Origin of the sequence: Stenotrophomonas indicatrix, from assembly GCF_002750975.1 — a bacterium.
In the GTDB taxonomy this organism is placed as follows: domain Bacteria; phylum Pseudomonadota; class Gammaproteobacteria; order Xanthomonadales; family Xanthomonadaceae; genus Stenotrophomonas; species Stenotrophomonas indicatrix.
In genome coordinates this window covers 1,393,631-1,410,827 of the sequence record NZ_PEJS01000001.1, presented here as the reverse complement: position 1 = coordinate 1,410,827, position 17,197 = coordinate 1,393,631, and the positions used below count along the sequence as shown (strand labels likewise).

General features: G+C 65.7%; 18 protein-coding genes. 11 read left to right on the top strand and 7 right to left on the bottom strand.

Translation table 11 applies throughout. From position 1 onward, the window contains the following. The first annotated feature begins 5 nt into the window (after positions 1-5). From CR918_RS06645 to CR918_RS06605, 9 genes are all read left to right on the top strand, one after another. Complete coding sequence (locus CR918_RS06645; protein ID WP_099842293.1) at positions 6-329, top strand: hypothetical protein; 324 nt, start codon at positions 6-8, stop codon at positions 327-329. A 92-nt stretch (positions 330-421) separates the two neighbouring features. Then, positions 422-889 carry a hypothetical protein gene (locus tag CR918_RS06640; RefSeq protein WP_099842292.1) on the top strand — a complete coding sequence of 156 codons (468 nt, stop codon included), beginning with the start codon at positions 422-424 and terminating at the stop codon, positions 887-889. Positions 890-1,005: 116 nt separating this feature from the next. After that, a complete protein-coding gene (locus CR918_RS06635) occupies positions 1,006-3,009 on the top strand; it encodes an esterase/lipase family protein (protein ID WP_099842291.1) in 2,004 nt (667 codons plus the stop codon). A 65-nt stretch (positions 3,010-3,074) separates the two neighbouring features. After that, the gene (locus CR918_RS06630) at positions 3,075-4,055 is read left to right on the top strand and encodes a hypothetical protein (RefSeq protein ID WP_099842290.1); all 981 of its coding nucleotides are present in this window, start codon (positions 3,075-3,077) and stop codon (positions 4,053-4,055) included. Positions 4,056-4,133: 78 nt separating this feature from the next. Further along, positions 4,134-5,006 carry a glyoxalase III HchA gene (gene hchA, locus CR918_RS06625; protein WP_099842289.1) on the top strand — a complete coding sequence of 291 codons (873 nt, stop codon included), beginning with the start codon at positions 4,134-4,136 and terminating at the stop codon, positions 5,004-5,006. Between the two features lie 5 nt (positions 5,007-5,011). Further along, positions 5,012-5,716, top strand: a complete 705-nt coding sequence (locus CR918_RS06620; protein ID WP_099842288.1) for a PA1136 family autoinducer-binding transcriptional regulator — start codon at positions 5,012-5,014, stop codon at positions 5,714-5,716. A gap of 88 nt (positions 5,717-5,804) precedes the next feature. Continuing rightward, positions 5,805-6,041: a hypothetical protein gene (locus CR918_RS06615; RefSeq protein ID WP_081323692.1), complete on the top strand. Its 237-nt coding sequence runs from the start codon at positions 5,805-5,807 to the stop codon at positions 6,039-6,041. Positions 6,042-6,085: 44 nt separating this feature from the next. Then, positions 6,086-6,325: a hypothetical protein gene (locus CR918_RS06610; RefSeq protein WP_243378987.1), complete on the top strand. Its 240-nt coding sequence runs from the start codon at positions 6,086-6,088 to the stop codon at positions 6,323-6,325. Positions 6,326-6,460: 135 nt separating this feature from the next. Beyond that, positions 6,461-7,315, top strand: a complete 855-nt coding sequence (locus CR918_RS06605; RefSeq protein ID WP_033830850.1) for an endonuclease/exonuclease/phosphatase family protein — start codon at positions 6,461-6,463, stop codon at positions 7,313-7,315. Positions 7,316-7,333: 18 nt separating this feature from the next. On the opposite strand, the gene CR918_RS06600 is transcribed toward CR918_RS06605, so the two are convergent. Further along, positions 7,334-7,597, bottom strand: a complete 264-nt coding sequence (locus tag CR918_RS06600; RefSeq protein WP_025878847.1) for a hypothetical protein — start codon at positions 7,595-7,597, stop codon at positions 7,334-7,336. 139 nt (positions 7,598-7,736) lie between these two features. On the opposite strand from CR918_RS06600, the gene CR918_RS06595 reads away from it, so the two are divergent. After that, the gene (locus CR918_RS06595) at positions 7,737-8,114 is read left to right on the top strand and encodes a VOC family protein (RefSeq protein WP_033830848.1); all 378 of its coding nucleotides are present in this window, start codon (positions 7,737-7,739) and stop codon (positions 8,112-8,114) included. A gap of 41 nt (positions 8,115-8,155) precedes the next feature. Here CR918_RS06595 and CR918_RS06590 read toward each other — a convergent pair whose 3' ends face one another. The 6 genes from CR918_RS06590 to CR918_RS06565 all read right to left on the bottom strand — a co-directional run bounded on the left by CR918_RS06590 (position 8,156) and on the right by CR918_RS06565 (position 15,964). Further along, positions 8,156-9,577 carry an efflux transporter outer membrane subunit gene (locus tag CR918_RS06590; protein ID WP_025878845.1) on the bottom strand — a complete coding sequence of 474 codons (1,422 nt, stop codon included), beginning with the start codon at positions 9,575-9,577 and terminating at the stop codon, positions 8,156-8,158. After that, positions 9,571-10,308 (bottom strand): SDR family oxidoreductase, encoded by a 738-nt coding sequence (locus tag CR918_RS06585; RefSeq protein WP_025878844.1) that lies wholly within the window; start codon positions 10,306-10,308, stop codon positions 9,571-9,573. The genes CR918_RS06590 and CR918_RS06585 overlap by 7 nt, the downstream gene beginning before the upstream one ends. A 63-nt stretch (positions 10,309-10,371) precedes the next feature. Beyond that, the gene (locus CR918_RS06580; protein WP_025878843.1) at positions 10,372-13,542 is read right to left on the bottom strand and encodes an efflux RND transporter permease subunit; all 3,171 of its coding nucleotides are present in this window, start codon (positions 13,540-13,542) and stop codon (positions 10,372-10,374) included. A gap of 112 nt (positions 13,543-13,654) precedes the next feature. Further along, entirely contained in the window at positions 13,655-14,878 is a 1,224-nt protein-coding gene (locus tag CR918_RS06575) for an efflux RND transporter periplasmic adaptor subunit (RefSeq protein ID WP_162292034.1), read from the bottom strand. A 91-nt stretch (positions 14,879-14,969) separates the two neighbouring features. After that, positions 14,970-15,740, bottom strand: a complete 771-nt coding sequence (locus CR918_RS06570) for an SDR family NAD(P)-dependent oxidoreductase (RefSeq protein WP_025878841.1) — start codon at positions 15,738-15,740, stop codon at positions 14,970-14,972. Then, positions 15,737-15,964 (bottom strand): hypothetical protein, encoded by a 228-nt coding sequence (locus tag CR918_RS06565; protein ID WP_025878840.1) that lies wholly within the window; start codon positions 15,962-15,964, stop codon positions 15,737-15,739. The genes CR918_RS06570 and CR918_RS06565 overlap by 4 nt, the downstream gene beginning before the upstream one ends. A gap of 147 nt (positions 15,965-16,111) precedes the next feature. Here CR918_RS06565 and CR918_RS06560 point away from each other — a divergent pair, with 147 nt between their 5' ends. Next, a complete protein-coding gene (locus CR918_RS06560) occupies positions 16,112-17,143 on the top strand; it encodes a LysR family transcriptional regulator (RefSeq protein ID WP_025878839.1) in 1,032 nt (343 codons plus the stop codon). The last annotated feature ends 54 nt before the right edge of the window (positions 17,144-17,197 follow it).

Genomic DNA, 17,197 nt, shown 5'->3' with positions numbered 1-17,197 from the left:
CCGCCATGGATCTCGACAGAATCGACGTTGTCTCCTGGCTCGACCAGATCCTTGATCAGGATCCGGCAACCTATGAAGACGCCTACTGGGGGCCTCGCCCGGCCGCGGCCATTGCGGTGCCGCACCTGCTTGCCCGGCTGCCGGCGGTGGATGATGGTTACTCGCGCGGAAAGCTGCTGGAACTGCTCGGCGAATCAGGCGACAGCACGGTCGGTCCGACCCTGCGGGCTGAGCTGCAGCATCCGTTGGAAGAGGTACGCCAATGGGCGCAACTGGCCTTGGATGCCCTTGATCGGGGAATCGCTTGGCAACCCAGCGAGGGGGCCTAGCCGACAACACTACCCTGCCCCACACTTCAGCCTGTCTTCCCGGACTTGGTGCCGGCGCCTCCGCTGCTCCGCGACATACAGAAGGATCTGCAATGAACAAGCCGCTTATCGCCCTGATGCTGGGCCTGGCCTTGACAACCGCTGCTGTTGCCGCACCTCCGGCAACCAGCACCACCGCACTGGAAGCCCTGCTGGCCTGCAAGGCGGGTTCCGATTTCACTGAAGCGCAGGTGGAGCAGGCATTCCATGCCGCCGGCCTGAGCCGCGACCCCGGCAGCGTGTTCGAGCCCAAGGGCAAGCCGGTGGCGCTGTTCGGAGGCACCGTAGCCAGCGCGGATGTGAGCATTTCCAAGCCCTACAAGAGCCTGCACTTGTATCTGCAGGGCGTTGATCACCAGCGTTTGGCCCGATCCTGGGGAGTGACGACGGTCAACGACGCGGCCGAAACCGAAGCGCCTTCCTACCTCAAGAAGATTGATGCCACGCACACGCTGCATGTGGGTGCCGGTGACGACTACGAAGGTTATTCGGCTGCGGTGACCTGCCTGATCGAGGGATGATCTGCGGGGAGACCGGCTGACAGGCGGGGTTCGCCGGGCACGGTCCGGCGCTGCCGCAGGCCTGCTTCCGCGTTGACACGCCTGCCGCTAGAGTGGCGCCAGCGCAGGGAGTTCACATGGAAAGAACAGGCATCGGCGTCATCCGCACCACCTTCGTCCTCGTTGCCCTGCTCGCCCTGAGCGGGTGCGCGACGCTGCGCCAGTTCGGCCCATCGGTGCAGGTGGGCACGGTCACGCCAGGACAGTACATCGCGCTCAAGCGCGGTGACATTCTCACCAGCGGCAAGCTCAGCGCGGCCACCATGGAGACCCTGCGCGTGGCTGGCCTGGACGAGGGCGCCTGTGCCAAGCCCGGCCTGCCCTGCATCGAGGCGATGGAGGGCAGCATCGTCGTGCGCGAGGAAGACAAGCGCTCGGCGCTGGCCGAACTGTGGGTGCAGTACGCGATGACGATGCCGGCGCCGAAGCGCGAGTCGGCGTCGGTGGCCCGCAGCAAGGCCGCGACCGCCCCGCCTGACCCGACCTTCCAGCCGCGCCTGGATGCGTGGATGCAGATCGCGCGGCAATCCTATGCATATCTCTTCTTCACCGAACGCACCGCCAACCAGCGTGGCTTCGAAGACCGCCAGACCCAGGTGCGCGACTATTACAACCTGGCCGTGCAGGAATCAGCCGTGCTGCTGTTCGAAGCCTATTCGAGCAAGCAGGTGCGCAACGACAACGGGCGGTTCCAGCTGGGACGCTGGACCTTCGTACTGGCGCCTGCCGACGATGGCCCGGCAGCGGACACCCGCGAGCCGCTGGAACTGGTACCGGCCGCATCGATGTCCTTCACCGGCACCCTGCGCAGCGTGCATCGCCGCGATGGCTTCGGCGCCGAACTGGTGGCGGTGATGGCAGACCCGGCCAGCACCGGCCTGGCGGCCGCCGCCGCTGGTACCGCAACGACGGCCGAGCGCGACTGGAGCGAGATGCCGTCGCCGTCGATGACCGTGCTGCTGCGTTTTTCCGGCAACAACCTGTGGGAAGTGCTGCACGACGACGAGCCGGAACTGGAGATCCACGACCCCTACCAGGTAGCGGTGGTGGAACTGCACGGCGAACAGGTGCCACTGGCGGCGAACTTCACCGCCGGTTACGCGCTGTGGCTGGCCCGCTCCAACTTCAGCCGGCAATCGCTGCGTACGCTGTTCGGCGGCAAGGGCGGCATCGACAAGCCGCATCTGTTCATGATGCAGCCGTACGATCCGGACCGCCGCGTGCTGCTGATGATCCATGGCCTGGCCAGCAGCCCGGAGGCGTGGGTCAACGTGGCCAACGAACTGATGCGTGACGATGAGATCCGCGGCGACTTCCAGATCTGGCAGTTCTACTACCCGACCAACATGCCGATCGCCCTCAGCCACGATGAGATCCGGCGGATCCTGCATGAGGCACTGCAGCACTTCGACCCAACCGGAAAGGCGCTCGCATCGCACGACATGGTGGTGGTCGCACACAGCATGGGCGGGGTGATTTCGCGGCTGATGGTGTCCTCCTCCGGCGACCATCTGGTCGACACCCTGCTGGCGACTGCGCAGATGACCCCGGCGCAGCGCGAACTGCTGCGTACGAAGGGCGCGCCGGTGCTGACATTCCAGCCGGAACCGGAAATCTCACGGGTGGTGTTCATCGCTACCCCCCATCGCGGCACCGATGTTGCCGGCACGCGCCTGGGGCGCTGGCTCGGCCGCTTCGTGCGCCTGCCGCTGACCGTGCTGGAGGATGTCGCGACATTGGCAAACGACGGCAAGGTTGAGCGCAACGATGACAAGCACGGCTACCAGATGAACAGCATCCAGAACCTGGACAAGGACGATGCCTTCGTCAAGGCCGTGGCCGATCTGCCGATATCGCCGAAGGTGCGTTACCACTCGATCATCGCACGGACCCAGGCCGAAGGCCCGCTGGAAAAGACCGACGATGGACTGGTTCCCTACTGGAGCTCGCACCTGCCGAAGGCCGTCTCGGAAAAGGTGATCGTGTCCGGTCACAGCGTGCAGGAAGCCACGCCGGCCATCGTCGAACTTCGCCGCATCCTGCATGAGGACATGGAGGCTCATCCTCTGCCGGCGAAGTAGCGCACGACTTACAGCAACCATGGCCCGCGCTTTCCCGTCCGGGCCACCGACAACGAGGCAATGGAATGCATATCTCAACACTGGTCGAGCTGCTCGGCAGCAAGGGCTCGGATGCTCATCTGCAGGCATGGTTCGCGCAGCACGGCATCGGCAAGCCCCCGACCACGATCAGCGCGAACCAGGGGCAGAAATCGGTCAAGGACAAGCTCCACGACATGGAGTTCTACTTTGCCTTCGACATCATCAATGATCGCTTCTATCCGCCCACCGTCGGAGCGCGTGGCAGCCTGCTGAGCCACTTCAAGTCCGCCACCCTGTTCAGTCGCCGGCCCAAGGGCAATCCGCCAAAGCCCGAAGGCTTCTGGGACGGATACGTGCAGCCATCAGCCACGCTCCAGGACTGCCTGGCGTACTTCAACAGCCGTTTGGAAGAATTCGGCGACACCGCCTACTTTGAAAAGCCGCTTACCGGGGACGTCGACATCAAGCTCTGGTTCTGCAAGCGCAGGCAGCGCGTGGACACCATCCAGCTCAATCTGCATGAGGACCGCGAGTTCATCGGCCATCATGATTTCGACCCTGGCAATGAACACAACACCACCCCGCAGGCGGCAACGCTGGTACTGAAGTGGCTGTTCGATCGCCGGCACCTGCGGGTGCCGCAGGCACTCTACGAGGCCGGGCTGGAGGATGATCACCAGGCGATCCTGCGCTTTGCCGAGCAACATCTTGGCAACCACGTCTGGGCAGGCCAGCTTCACGATTCACCTGCGCTGCGCAGCGTGCTGGCCCACACCAGGACCACCCGCCCCCTGCAACTGGACAACGGCAGCCCGCTGCACCTGTTCGACAAGTGGCTGTACCTGAAGGCAGGCGGAGCATGGGAACGGCATCAGGCCCTCTACAACGACGACACACTGGCGGACTGGAGTGCGAGCGTGGATGCGTTCGAACGCGCGGTGGTGCTTGATGCCGCGCAGCGACAGGCTTTCCTGGCAATGCTGGACGACGCCTACCAGCGGGTTCAGCAAGCGCACCCTGCCTGATCGCATTGGGGGAAATCCCTCATCGTGCGTACGCATCGCTCTGGCTAAGGTGACCACTCTCTTCCGCAGGAGGTCCGCATGAACACGTCAGAGCCCAGCCGTCAGCCCAGCCCCGATCCGGCCGAGCGCGATGCGTTTTTCCCGTCGCCGTACTCGCTGTCCCAGTTCACTTCGGCAACCACCGATCTGTCCGGCGCGGACTATCCCGATGCCCGCCGTGACGGACGCTGGAAAGTGCTGATGATCGCCGCCGACGAACGTTATCTGCCGACCGCCAACGGCCACCTGTTCTCGACCGGCAACCATCCGGTGGAGACGCTGCTGCCGATGTATCACCTGCACAAGGCCGGTTTCGGGATCGACGTGGCGACGCTGTCGGGCAACCCGGTGAAGTTTGAATGGTGGGCGTTCCCACGCGAAGACCGCGAGATCGGCGGCCTGTACGAACGCTACGAATCCCGCTTCCGCCAGCCTCTGCACCTGGACGACGTGGCGGCCGCGCTCGATGCCGGTTCGGACTATGCCGCGGTGTTCATTCCCGGCGGTCACGGTGCGTTGATCGGCCTGCCGGAAAGCCGCGCGGTGAAGGCCACCCTGCAGTGGGCGGTGGACAATCAACGTCACATCATCACCCTCTGTCACGGCCCTGCCGCGCTGCTGGCGGCCGGCGTGGATGAAGCCGGTGGCGATTCATTGTTCCGCGGTCATCGGATCTGCGCCTTCCCCGATGCGATGGACCGGCAGACCCCGGATATCGGCTACATGCCTGGTCAACTGCCGTGGTTCTTCGGTGAGCGCCTGGCCCAGCAGGGCGTGCAGATCGTCAACGAGGGCATCGATGGCAGCGTGATGCAGGACCGCCTGCTGCTGACCGGCGACAGCCCGCTGGCGGGCAATGCGCTGGGCAAGCTGGCTGCGCGCACCCTGCTGGATGCGTTGGCTGCACGCTGACCGGCATGGATACCGTCGTGCAGTCATTGCTGGTGCTGGAACGTGCACGTTCGCTGGCAGCCATCGGTACCGTACTGCGCGGCGTCGGTGCGCCGCTGGGTTATGACCGCACGCTGATGTTCGCTACCGGCACCGATCTGGACCGAGGCGCGCAGCGCCTGTACTGGATCGATGGCGATTGGTTCGGCGAGGGCGCCAGCAGTGGCGTAGCGCACTACCTGCATGCGTGCCCGGTCAATCGCCATGTGCTGGACAGCGATGCGCCGTTCTTCTGGAGCAAGCAGCAGGGCGTGCGCGGCGAGCGCTACCAGGTCGTGCGGCAACCGCGCGGCGAAGGACTGCACGGCCTGCAGGTGCCGGTGTTCGGTGCGACCGGCCTGGAAAGGGCAGTCAGCTGGGGAGGACGCACGATCGACGCATCTCCATCGGCACGGTTGCTGCTGGAGCTGATTGGCACCGCCGCCTTCCGTATGGCGCATCGGCTGTCTGTCGCCCCGGCGGTTGTGCCTGCCGGCACCCTCAGCGCCCGCGAGCGTGAGGTCCTGCGCTGGGTTGCCGCTGGTCGTCGCCAGGCCGATATTGCTGCGACTTTGGGGCTGTCCACACGCACGGTGGAAAACCACCTGCGCAGAGCACGCCAGCGGCTCGGCGTGGCGACCACGGCGCAGGCAGTGCGCGCGGCCAGCCGGCGCGGTGAGATCGGGGACTGAGCGCAGGCGCGGCACTTCCGGCTACTGCGGTCGCATGTTAAACAGGCCAGGCGCATGTGCGCGATTGCAGAAAGCAAGGATGATGCTTATGAAACTGCAACTGGCCTCGATGGCCGCATTGATATTGGCAGTGGGCAGTGTGGTACCGGCAAGCAGCCACGCGGCCGGGTCTCCCGGATCGACGACCGATTGCGTGCCCGTAAGACTGGGGCCAAACCTTGTGCATCAACGCTGCACAGTTACCCGCACGCTGGCAGATGGCACCGTTTTCACGTCGGTGTACTGGATCGACCAGAACGGCCAGTGGTACCTCCCGGCAGACTGAACTGCATTGGACACCGACTACGACTACAAGGAGTGTGATCGATGATGCTGCACAAGAAACTGTTCGCGTGTTCATTCGGTGCCGTGCTGGCGCTTGCCGCGCTGGTGCCTTCGGCACCGGCAAATGCCGCCGAAGAAGTCGGCCTGCAGGAAGAGTGCGTGCCCTTCCGGGCCGGCTTCGGCATCCACCAGCGTTGCACGCTGTACGTGGTCTATGACGATGGCACCCGCGTGGCCAGCGACCACTACAACCGCGACGAGAACGGGATGATGTACGCCCCCTGATCGCCCAGCGGTATCAGCCGGGCGGTCGCACGCCGTCCGCCCGGCCCTTGCAGCCGCCCATCCCGGCATACCGCTGCCCTCGCCTTCCATGGCATCCTCCATGAAACCGCTTTCATGGAATGGAGGGATTCCACGATGTTGTCTCGCTTCCGCACGTCCGCGCTCTGCGCACTCCTGGCTTTTGCACTGCCCGCCGCCACCTGGGCAGCATCGCCCGCGCCGTTGAAGGTGATGTCCTTCAACGTACGCACCCCTGCCGACACCGACCCTGGCAAGCGCTGGGAAGACCGCCGCGATGCCATGGTCAAGGTGATCCAGCAGGCGCATCCGGCGGTGATCGGCACCCAGGAGCTGGTGCTGGAGCAGGCCAATTACCTGGCCGAACATCTGCCCGACTATCGCTGGTTCGGCGAAGGCCGCCGCGGTGGCAGTGGCGACGAACACATGGGCGTGTTCTACGACAGCAAGGTGCTGGCGGTGGAAGAGTCAGGCAATTTCTGGCTGTCCGATACGCCCGAGGTCGCAGGCAGCATCAGCTGGGGCAACCTGTTCCCGCGCATGGTCACCTGGGCCGTGTTCCGCCGCCTGGATGATGGCCGTCGCTTCTACTTCATGAACACCCACCTGCCCTACCGCGACGAGGACGAGCCGCGCCGGATCAAGGGAGCCGAACTGATTGCCACGCGCGTGGCCGCGCTGCCTTCCGACCTGCCGGTGGTACTGACCGGTGATTTCAACAGCGAGCCCGGCGGCGGCACCTATCAGGCCTTCACCCGGGTGCTTCAGGACACCCGTCGCCAGGTCAAGTCGCCGCAGGGTCCGCGCCTGACCTTCCACAACTTCACAGGAACGGCGACCGCCGAGCTGGACTGGGTGCTGGTACGTGGCTTCCACGCGCGCAGCTTCCTGACCGATGACCGCCGCATCGACGGCGTACTGCCCTCCGACCACTTCCCGCTGGTCGTTGAGCTGGACTGGCCGAAGCACTGAACAATGCAGCGACCCTCGCTACGGCGACGGTCGCTTGCCCAGCAGGCGGTACAGCGCCTGGTGCTGGTCGCGCGCCTGGCAGATGCGTGCGCCGACGGCAAGGAACACCGCAATGCCGACAAGGCCAACACCCAGCATTGAATCGGGCAGGCGCACGAAGCCGATCACCGCGGCCATCGCTGCCAGTACCAGCAACACCACCACGCCGACCGACAGCCCGGCCCCCGGCAGGCCGGGATCACCGAGCAGCGTCCGTTGCGCCGATTGCTTCTGTTCGCCCATGTCCTGTCCTCCCGTGGTTTTCCCACTAGTTACACGGCGGGCGGCACTTCCGGCAGAGTCAGAAACGTCACAGCGGCGAGAACGTCCACGGCGGCCCACGCGCTACCCTGCCAGCATCCTCGTTGAGCGGAGACAACGCATGACCCATCGCAGCCGACTGGCCGGGTTCATCATCGATTGCCAGGACACACCCGCCGCAGACAGCGCGCGCTTCTGGGCCGCAGCGCTGGGCCTGCAGGCCGAGCCCGCCCGTGCTGAAGGCGACGCAGAGTATGCCGATCTGACGGGCGCGCCGGCGGGATTGAACGTGGAAGTGCAGCGGGTCGATCACCCGTCGCGGGTGCATCTGGATATCGAAAGCGACGACATCGACGCCGAAGCCGAAAGGCTGGAAAAACTCGGTGCCCGCCGGGTCGGTTTCGTCAAACGCTGGTGGGTGATGGAAGCGCCCACCGGTCATCGATTCTGCATCGTGCGCATGCGTGATCACGATGCTCCGGCCAACCACTGGCCATGATGAAAAAAGGGACGGAAGCAGATGCTTCCGTCCCCTGTCGATCAGCGCGCCTGCGCCACGCTCGGCGCCTGCGGTGACTGGCCCCAGCCACCGAGTGCCTTGTACACACCCACGACACTGACATTGACCTCTGATTCGGCGGCCGCCAGTGCATCATCGGCCACCAGCTGCGTGCGCTGCGCGTCCAGCAGGGTCAGGAAGTCCTCCGACCCTTCGCGGTAGCGGATCTGCGCCAGCGATTCGGCACGCCGTGCCGCCTGCGCCTGCTCGACAACGATGGCCAACCGCGCCTGCTGCTTGGAGTAGCGGGTCAACGCGTTCTCGGTGTCCTCCAGCGCCAGCAGCACCGCCTGTTCGTACTGCGCGGCCACGCCCTCGGCCTCGGCCTTGCTGGCACGCAGGCGTGCCTTGACCGTACCGAAGTCGAATGCCGCCCAGCTCAACGACGGGGTCAGCGACCAGGCCTTGTTGTTGCCGTTGACCAGGCCACTGGCATCGCCGCCGAGGAAGCCGACGAAACCGGACAGCGACAGCCGCGGGAACAGATCGGCCGTGGCCACGCCGACACGCGCGGTGGCGGCAGCCAGGCGACGCTCGGCCACGCGCACGTCGGCACGCTGGCGCAGCAGTTCGCGGGTATCACCCAGCGGCAGTGCCTTGGCAAACGCCGGCACTTCGTGCGGCGCCAGCATGGCGGTCAATACTTCCGGACGCTGGCCAAGCAGGACAGCCAACCGGTTGCGCGACTGCGTCTCGGCCACTTCCAGCAGCGGGATGTCGGCCTCGATGGCCTTCAACCGTGCGCGGCTGCTCTGCACGTCCAGTTCGCTGCCGGCACCCAGTTCCCAGCGCGCCTCGGTCAGCCGCTGCGTATCGCGCAGGTTGACCAGGGTGCGCTGGGCCACCGCGATGCGCTTCTGGGTGCCACGCAGTTCGAAGTAGTTGCGTGCCACTTCGGCAGCGATCAGCACCTGCGCGTCGGCAAGGTTGGCCTGCTCGGCGTCCAGGTCGGCACGCGCGGCCTCTGCAGCACGGCGCTTGCGGCCGAACAGATCCAGCTCCCAGCCCGCATCGAAGCCGAGCTGGTAGCTTTCACTGAACACCCGCTGCCCACCCAGCTGCGGATCGGGTTGCTTGCGGCGGTCGTAGCTGCCGCCAGCGGTAACGTGTGGCGCCTGGTCGAAGCGGCTCTCGACAAACACGGCACGGGCCTGGCTGACACGGGCGACAGCCACGCGCAGGTCCAGGTTGTCCGACAGCGCGCCGTGCACCAGTTCTTCAAGCACCGGGTCATCGAACTGCGCCCACCAGCTGGCCACCGGCGAGGTGGTGCTGAAGACCGGCTGCTGTGCACCCTGCAGGACGACGGGCTCCTGCACCGGTGCCTTGTAGTTGGGGCCGACGCTGACACAGCCCGCCAGCACCAGGCTGGAGACGGCCATCGCCAGGGTGCGGATCACCATGGCAGCACCTCGCCCAGGTAGGTGAAGCTGCCGCTGGCGCCGGACTCGCCGATCAGCGCCATCTGCACGCTGGAACGCGCGCCCTCGGCGATTTCGATCTCGCCGTTGCCACCGTTCATATCGGTTTTCACGTAGCCGGGGTGCACGGTGTTGACCTTGATCGGCGTACTGCGCAGTTCATGGGCCAGAGCCAGGGTCCAGCTGTTCACCGCGGCCTTGGACGCGTTGTAGGCCGGGATCTTGAAGTCGTAGATGCCCGAGGTCGGATCGGCATGCAGGGTCTGCGAGCCGAGCATGCTGGAGACGTTGACGATGCGGCCGGACTTGGCCTGCTTGATCAGCGGCAGGAAGGCCTGGGTCACCGCCACCAGCGCATACACGTTGGTCTCGAACGTGCGACGCCAGGTGTCCAGCGACTGCTCCGACGGCAGTTGCGCTGGGTTCTCGATCATGATGCCGGCGTTGTTGACCAGGATGTCCAGACGACCATGGCGCTGACGCACCTGCTCGACCGCCTCGGCGATGCTGGCGCCATCATTGACGTCCAGCTGCAGCGCTTCCACCGGCAGGCCCTCGGCCTGCAGCTTCAACGCCAGTTCCACTGCGGTTTCGCGCTTGCGCCCGGCCAGCAGCGTGTGCACGCCGGCCTGTGCCAGCTGGCGCACGGTTTCCAGGCCGATGCCGCGGGTTGCGCCGGTGACCAGCGCGATCTTGTTCTGATGGGTGTTCATGGATTCATTGCCTTGGTAGGGGGAAGCGGGCGCCGGTGGTTGCCGGCGCCGCTGTTTTCCATGTCAGTGGTGGATGGTCGGCTCGCCGTGCTGCACCAGCTGGCCGCCACCGTTGCGGGTGACGAACTTGCGCAGTGCCACGTAGAACACCGGGGTCAGGAACAGGCCGAACAGGGTCACGCCCAGCATGCCGGCGAACACCGTGATGCCGGTCACCGAGCGCACTTCTGCGCCAGCGCCATGCGACAGCACCAGCGGCACGGTGCCGGCGATGAAGGCGATGGAGGTCATCACGATCGGGCGCAGACGCAGGCGGCAGGCTTCCAGTGCCGCTTCGACGATGCCCTTGCCGCCCATTTCCAGCTCTCTGGCGAACTCGACGATCAGGATCGCGTTCTTGCACGCCAGGCCCATCAGCACCACCAGGCCGACCTGCACGAACACGTTGTTGTCGCCGCCGGTCATCCACACGCCGAACAGCGCGGACAGCAGGGTCATCGGCACGATCAGGATCACCGCCAGCGGCAGCGACCAGCTTTCGTACAGCGCGGCCAGCACCAGGAAGGCGAGCATGATCGCCACCGGGAACACGATGAAGGCCGCCTTGCCCTGGGTCGCCTGCTGGTAGCTCAGGTCGGTCCATTCGGTAGCCATGCCCACCGGCAGCACCTTGGCGGCGATGGCGGTGAGGTTGTTCATCGCTTCGGCCGAGGACAGCACACGCGGGTCGGCTTCACCGGCCAGGTCAGCGGCCGGGTAGCCGTTGAAGCGCAGCACCGGGTCCGGACCGTAGGTTTCCTTGACGGTGACCATCGAGCCGATCGGCACCATCTCGCCACGGTCGTTGCGGGTCCGCAGCTTGCCGATGTCCTCGACGCTGTCACGGAACTGGCCATCGGCCTGCGCGATCACCTGCCAGGTACGTCCGAACTGGTTGAAGTCGTTGACGTAGGCCGAACCCAGGTAGGTCTGCAGCGTATCGAACAACTCGGTCAGCTGTACGCCCTGGGCCTTCGCCTTGACACGGTCCACCTCGGCATCCAGCTGCGGCACGTTGGCCTGGTAGCTGGTGATCGGGAAGGCCATGCCCGGGGTCTGCGCAACCGCACCCTGCATCGACTGCACCGCGTTCTGCAACGCGCCATAGCCGAGGTTGCCACGGTCCTGGATGAACATCTGGTAGCCGTTGCCGTTACCGAGGCCGAGGATCGGCGGCGGCATCATGGCGAAGGCGAACCCTTCCTGCAGACCTGCGATCTTCTGGTTGATCTCCGCATTGATCTGCGCCGCGGTACGGCCATGGCGCTCGCTGAACGGCTTGAGCGGAATGAACGCGACACCGGTGTTGGGCGTGTTGGTGAACTGCAGGGCATTCAGACCGGGGAACGAGATGGTGTGAGCCACACCGTCGGTTTCCTGGGCGATCTTGGCGACCTTGCGCAGCATTTCATCGGTACGCGCGATCGACGAACCCTCCGGCAGCTTCACGCCGGCGATCAGGTACAGCTTGTCCTGGGTCGGAATGAAGCCCGGCGGCACCAGCTTGAAGATGAAGCCGGTACCCACCAGCAGCACCGCATACACCACGAACACCGCACCACGACGACCGAGGATCTTCGACACGCCACGCTCGTACTTTTCCGAGCTGGACTTGAAGAAGCGGTTGAACGGACGGAACACCCAGCCGAACAGACGGTCGATGATGCGGGTCGGGGCATCCTTCGGCGCGCCATGCGGCTTGAGCAGGCGGGCCGCCAGGGCCGGCGACAGGGTCAGCGAGTTGATCGCCGAGATCACCGTGGAGATGGCGATGGTGACCGCGAACTGCTTGTAGAACTGACCGGTGACGCCCGACAGGAACGCCATCGGCACGAACACCGCACACAGCACCAGCGCGATGGCGATGATCGGCCCGGACACTTCGCGCATCGCCTGATGCGCAGCGGCCAGCGGGGTCAAGCCTTCTTCGATGTTGCGCTCAACGTTTTCCACCACCACGATCGCGTCATCGACCACGATGCCGATCGCCAGCACCAGGCCGAACAGGCTCAGCGTGTTGATCGAGAAGCCCAGCAGGTACAGCGCGCCGAACGTACCGACGATCGACACCGGCACCGCGATGAGCGGGATGATCGACGCACGCCAGGTCTGCAGGAACAGGATCACCACCAGCACCACCAGCGCGATGGCTTCCAGCAGGGTGGAGACCACGGCCTTGATCGAGTCGCGCACGAAGATGGTGGTGTCATACACCGCTTCGTACTTCACGTCGGCCGGCATGGTCTTCTGCATCTCGTCCATGCTGGCCATCACCGCATCGCGGATTTCCAACGCATTGGCGCCGGGGGCCTGGAAGATACCGATACCCACCGCGTTCTTGCCGTCCAGCTGCGAGCGCAGCGTGTAGTCACCGGCACCCAGTTCGACCCGGGCCACGTCCGCCAGCCGCACCACTTCACCGTCGGTGCCGCTCTTGAGCACGATGTCGCCGAACTCCTGCTCGCTGCGCAGGCGGCCCTGGGCATTGATCAGGGTCAGGAACTGGCTGTTGGGCATCGGCTCGGCGCCGAGCTGGCCGGCCGAGACCTGCACGTTCTGCTCGCGCATGGCGCGCACCACATCGCTGGCGGTCAGGCCGCGCGCGGCCACCTTGTCCGGGTCCAGCCAGGCGCGCATGGCATAGTCACCACCGCCGAAGATCTGTGCGTCGCCGACGCCCTGGATACGTGCCAGCGCGTCCTTGACGTGCAGGCGGGCGTAGTTGCGCAGGTACAGGGTGTCGTACTTGCCGTTGGGCGAGGTCAGGTGCACCACCATCAGGAAGGTGGGTGACTGCTTCTGGGTGGTCACGCCTTGCCGGCGCACGTCCTCGGGCAGTCGCGCCTGGGCCTGGGCAACGCGGTTCTGTACCTTCACCGCCGCTTCGTCCGGGTCGGTGCCCGGGCGGAAGGTGATGGTCATCTGCAGCACGCCGTCGGAACCGGCCACCGACTTGAGGTAGATCATGCCCTCAACGCCGTTGATGGCCTCCTCCAGCGGGGTGGCCACGGTTTCGGCGATCACCTTCGGGTTGGCGCCCGGGTAGACCGTGCGTACGACCACCGACGGCGGCACCACTTCGGGGTACTCACCGATGGGCAGCATCGGAATCGAGATCAGGCCTGCGGCGAAGATCACGATCGACAGCACCGCCGCGAAGATCGGCCTGTCGATGAAGAAACGGGAAAAGTCCATGGAAGAATTCCTGGAAAAGGCCGTCGGCGGGCAACAGCCGCCCTGCCCCTCGCCAATCTGGCGAAGGCAGTGACGGCTGCCGCTGGCACCGGCAGCTAAGCGGGGACGCGGATCAGTGGTTCAGTGCGGCAGTTGCATCGCGACCCGGCGCCGGCGCAGCGGTGGGCTGCATCGCCACCGCCTTCGCCTGCACCGGCATACCGGGCATGAAGACCTTCTGCACGCCATCGATGATCACCTTGTCACCGGCGGCCAGGCCCTGCTCGACGATGCGCAGGCCTTCGGCGGTGCGGCCGAGGCGGATGTCACGGCGCTGGGCCTTGCCATCCTTGTCGACCACGTACACGTACTTGCGGTCCTGGTCGGTCAGCACGGCCTTGTCGTCGATCAGCATGGCCTGGAACTGGCCGCTGCCGAGCAGCTGCACGCGGGCGAACAGGCCCGGGGTGAACTGGCGATCGGCGTTGTCCAGCAGTGCGCGGACGCGGATGGTGCCGGTGCTGCGGGTCACCTGGTTGTCGAGGAAGTCGACCTTGCCCGAGTGCGGGTAGCCTTCTTCACCGGACAGGCCGATCTTCACCGGCAGCTCGCTGTCGCGCTCGCTCGGGCGCTCGCCCTTGCGTGCCATCTGCGCGTAGCGCAGGAAGGTGCTTTCGTCGGCATCGAAGTACACGAACACCGTATCCAGCGAGACCAGCGTGGTCAGCACGCTGGCGCTGTCACCGGCGGTGACCAGGTTGCCGGCGGTGACCATCGCCCGGCCGGCCCGGCCGTCGATCGGCGCACGCACCTTGGTGAACTCCAGGTTGAGGCGGGCGGCATCCACCGCGGCCTGCGCAGCCTGCACCGCCGCACCGGACTGGTCGGCGGCCGCACGACGCTGTTCGGCGGTCTCGGTGGAAATCGCCTGCTGTTCGGCCAGGCGCTTGGCACGCTCGGATTCGCTGCGGGCCAGCACCGCCTGGGTACGCGCACGGGCCAGTTCGGCGTTGGCGCGGTCGTACTCGGCCTGGTAGCTGCGGGCATCGATGGTGAACAGGACGGCGCCCTTCTTCACTTCTTCGCCTTCAACGTAGTTGACCTTGTCGATGTAGCCGGACACGCGCGGGCGCAGCTCGACGCTCTGCACGGCCTCGACGCGACCGCTGAACTCGTCCCACTGGCTGACCTGCTTGAGCAGCACGGGGGCAGCTGAGACCTGCGGCGGGGGCGGCGCGCCGGCTTCTTCGGCATGGCCACCGCTGCAGGCCGCCAGGACGGCGGCAGCGAGGATCGACACGCCAGCCATCGCGATGCGATGACCGAAACGATGTGGAGTGGTATAGGGGGAAGTCATGGCATGCATCCGTACGGAGGGGTGGTACAGCTATTTGAGAATTGCTATCAACTTTCGGCGGCGTATCCTGCGACCTCAACCAAAGTCGAGGTCAAGCAACGCCTGCGGTGTCGCGCCACAGCGGCGGTATTTCCAGATGCAGCAGGCCGCGTGGCAGTTCGGCATCACTGCTGTCGCAACGGACGATTGCGCGGTTGTCGCGGCACCCGTCGAGCAGGGACACCACGCGGCGACCGACCAGCAGTGAACTCGGCCATTCAATACAGGCGTTGGCAGCGTTGGCCGGCGTGCAGACCGGACTGCACACTTCCAGCATCTGCGCGCGTACGCCTACGGCCTGCGCTTCCTGGTGCACCACCTGCGCGTACATGCGCAGCGCGGCGGTGGTGATCGAGGTCTCGCCATAGCCTGCCCAGGGCTTGAGCCCGGCCGGGCTGCCGATCATCACGTAGCGGCGAGCATGCACGTTGTCCTGCAGCAGCGGCAGCAGGTGGTGCACTGCGTGCACATGCGGCATCAGGTCCGCCTGCAATGCCGCCGACAGGGCGTCACCGCCACGCTCGACCACGCGGCCACGGTTGTACGGGCCGCCCATCGCGGCAACCACCGCTGCCAGCGGGCGCGGGCGCTGCGCCACGCGTTCGGCCAGCGCACGTGCCGAACTGTCGTCGCTGAGCGAGCCCAGCATCGTCTGCAGGCCCGGCTCATCGGCGAACTGCTCGTGCAACGCCGCCAGGCGGCCGGGATCGCGGCCGACCACCAGCACGGGGCTGCCGGCCTCCAGCAATGCACCGACCACACCTTGGCCCACGGCACCGGTGCCGCCGAGAACCAGGACCTCGGGCGTCAGAATCCCATTCACGGGACATTTCCTCCCAAATCCGGGATAGTCCCGATCCGGCGCAGTCGGTCACCCTTGTGCGAGGCAAGGTGCAAGGCACCGCCACGCTGCTGACGCATGGGTGCGGTAAACTCCCGAAAATCCTTGTTAACCAAGGAGCTGGGACGGGATTCAACGGTCATTGCCAGGTCCAGGGCGTTCTGGCCGGCAATCCGGAAGCGGGCAAGAATGTTGCGCAGGCTCATGGCGGACGGGCTCCAATTAGCGAATGGCGCCACGATAGACCTCAAACCCCTACTTGATTAGTCCTGATTAAGGGGAATAATCATCCCGTCCCCGGTCCAATCGTTCTGTCACGATTGCCCCATCCCCGACGTCCAGGATCCCTGACCATGTCCCACGATCTCAACGAGACGCTGATCTTCGTCAAAGTGGTCGAGCAAGGCAGCTTCATCGCGGCTGCCAAATCGCTCGGCCTGCCCAAGACTACGGTCAGCCGCAAAGTGCAGGAACTGGAAACGCGCCTCGGTGCGCGCCTGCTGCACCGGACCACGCGCCGCCTCGGCCTCACCGAAGCCGGCTCGATCTATCACGAGCATTGCCAGCGCATCGCGCGCGAACTTGAAGAAGCCGAAAGCGCGGTCAGCCAGCTGCAGTCCGGTCCACGCGGATGGTTGCGCTTCACCGTGCCCTATTCGATCGGCATCACCTGGATCGCACCGCTGCTGGGCCAGTTCCATGCGCAGTACCCGGAAATCCGCCTGGACATGCACATGGGCAACGAGAAGCTGGACCTGATCGCCGGTGAGGCCGATCTTGCCCTGCGCGTGGGTGCCCTGCCCGATTCCAACCTGGTGGCGCGCAAGCTCGGCAGCCTGCGCACGCAGGTGTTCGCCAGCCCGGCCTACATCGAGCGCTACGGCGAACCGCTGCATCCGGAAGAGCTGCAGTTCCACCGCATCCTGGCCATGCGCAAGCCGTACCACACCGGCAATTCGCCACGCTTCACCTGGCAGCTGGGCGAGAACGGTGGCGAGCTGCGCGACTTCCCGGTGACGCCGCTGATGACGGCCAACGACATGTCTGCGCTGAATGGCGCGCTGGTGTGTGGCGAAGGTCTGCTGCTGACCGGCGACGTGATGGCCAAGCCGTTCGTCGAGTCGGGCATGGTGCGCCGCGTTCTGGCCGGCTGGACCGGTCCGGAAGTGGATTTCAACGCGGTGTTCGCCGGTGGCCGGCTGGTCTCGCCGAAGGTACGCGCGTTCGTCGATTTCCTGGTGGAGAAGCTCAACTTCGACGCCAACTACATGCTGGCGCAGTGCCCCGGTGCGAAGCTGGCGCGGCAGCAGCAGGAACAGGAAGAAGCGGCGCTGGCGAGCAGCGGCAAGCGCATCCTGGAGAAGGTGGCTGCTTCGGCGGCGTAAGCTGCAGCGATGCCGCCTGTACCCTGCTCCTGGATCGCCTCCGGTAGATGCCGA

Bases quoted from the DNA above. Each gene is read 5' to 3' on its own strand.
- CR918_RS06645 (WP_099842293.1), top strand. From the start codon at position 6: ATGGATCTCGACAGAATCGACGTTGTCTCCTGGCTCGACCAGATCCTT.
- CR918_RS06640 (WP_099842292.1), top strand. From the start codon at position 422: ATGAACAAGCCGCTTATCGCCCTGATGCTGGGCCTGGCCTTGACAACC.
- CR918_RS06635 (WP_099842291.1), top strand. From the start codon at position 1,006: ATGGAAAGAACAGGCATCGGCGTCATCCGCACCACCTTCGTCCTCGTT.
- CR918_RS06630 (WP_099842290.1), top strand. From the start codon at position 3,075: ATGCATATCTCAACACTGGTCGAGCTGCTCGGCAGCAAGGGCTCGGAT.
- hchA (WP_099842289.1), top strand. From the start codon at position 4,134: ATGAACACGTCAGAGCCCAGCCGTCAGCCCAGCCCCGATCCGGCCGAG.
- CR918_RS06620 (WP_099842288.1), top strand. From the start codon at position 5,012: ATGGATACCGTCGTGCAGTCATTGCTGGTGCTGGAACGTGCACGTTCG.
- CR918_RS06615 (WP_081323692.1), top strand. From the start codon at position 5,805: ATGAAACTGCAACTGGCCTCGATGGCCGCATTGATATTGGCAGTGGGC.
- CR918_RS06610 (WP_243378987.1), top strand. From the start codon at position 6,086: ATGCTGCACAAGAAACTGTTCGCGTGTTCATTCGGTGCCGTGCTGGCG.
- CR918_RS06605 (WP_033830850.1), top strand. From the start codon at position 6,461: ATGTTGTCTCGCTTCCGCACGTCCGCGCTCTGCGCACTCCTGGCTTTT.
- CR918_RS06600 (WP_025878847.1), bottom strand. From the start codon at position 7,597: ATGGGCGAACAGAAGCAATCGGCGCAACGGACGCTGCTCGGTGATCCC.
- CR918_RS06595 (WP_033830848.1), top strand. From the start codon at position 7,737: ATGACCCATCGCAGCCGACTGGCCGGGTTCATCATCGATTGCCAGGAC.
- CR918_RS06590 (WP_025878845.1), bottom strand. From the start codon at position 9,577: ATGGTGATCCGCACCCTGGCGATGGCCGTCTCCAGCCTGGTGCTGGCG.
- CR918_RS06585 (WP_025878844.1), bottom strand. From the start codon at position 10,308: ATGAACACCCATCAGAACAAGATCGCGCTGGTCACCGGCGCAACCCGC.
- CR918_RS06580 (WP_025878843.1), bottom strand. From the start codon at position 13,542: ATGGACTTTTCCCGTTTCTTCATCGACAGGCCGATCTTCGCGGCGGTG.
- CR918_RS06575 (WP_162292034.1), bottom strand. From the start codon at position 14,878: ATGACTTCCCCCTATACCACTCCACATCGTTTCGGTCATCGCATCGCG.
- CR918_RS06565 (WP_025878840.1), bottom strand. From the start codon at position 15,964: ATGAGCCTGCGCAACATTCTTGCCCGCTTCCGGATTGCCGGCCAGAAC.
- CR918_RS06560 (WP_025878839.1), top strand. From the start codon at position 16,112: ATGTCCCACGATCTCAACGAGACGCTGATCTTCGTCAAAGTGGTCGAG.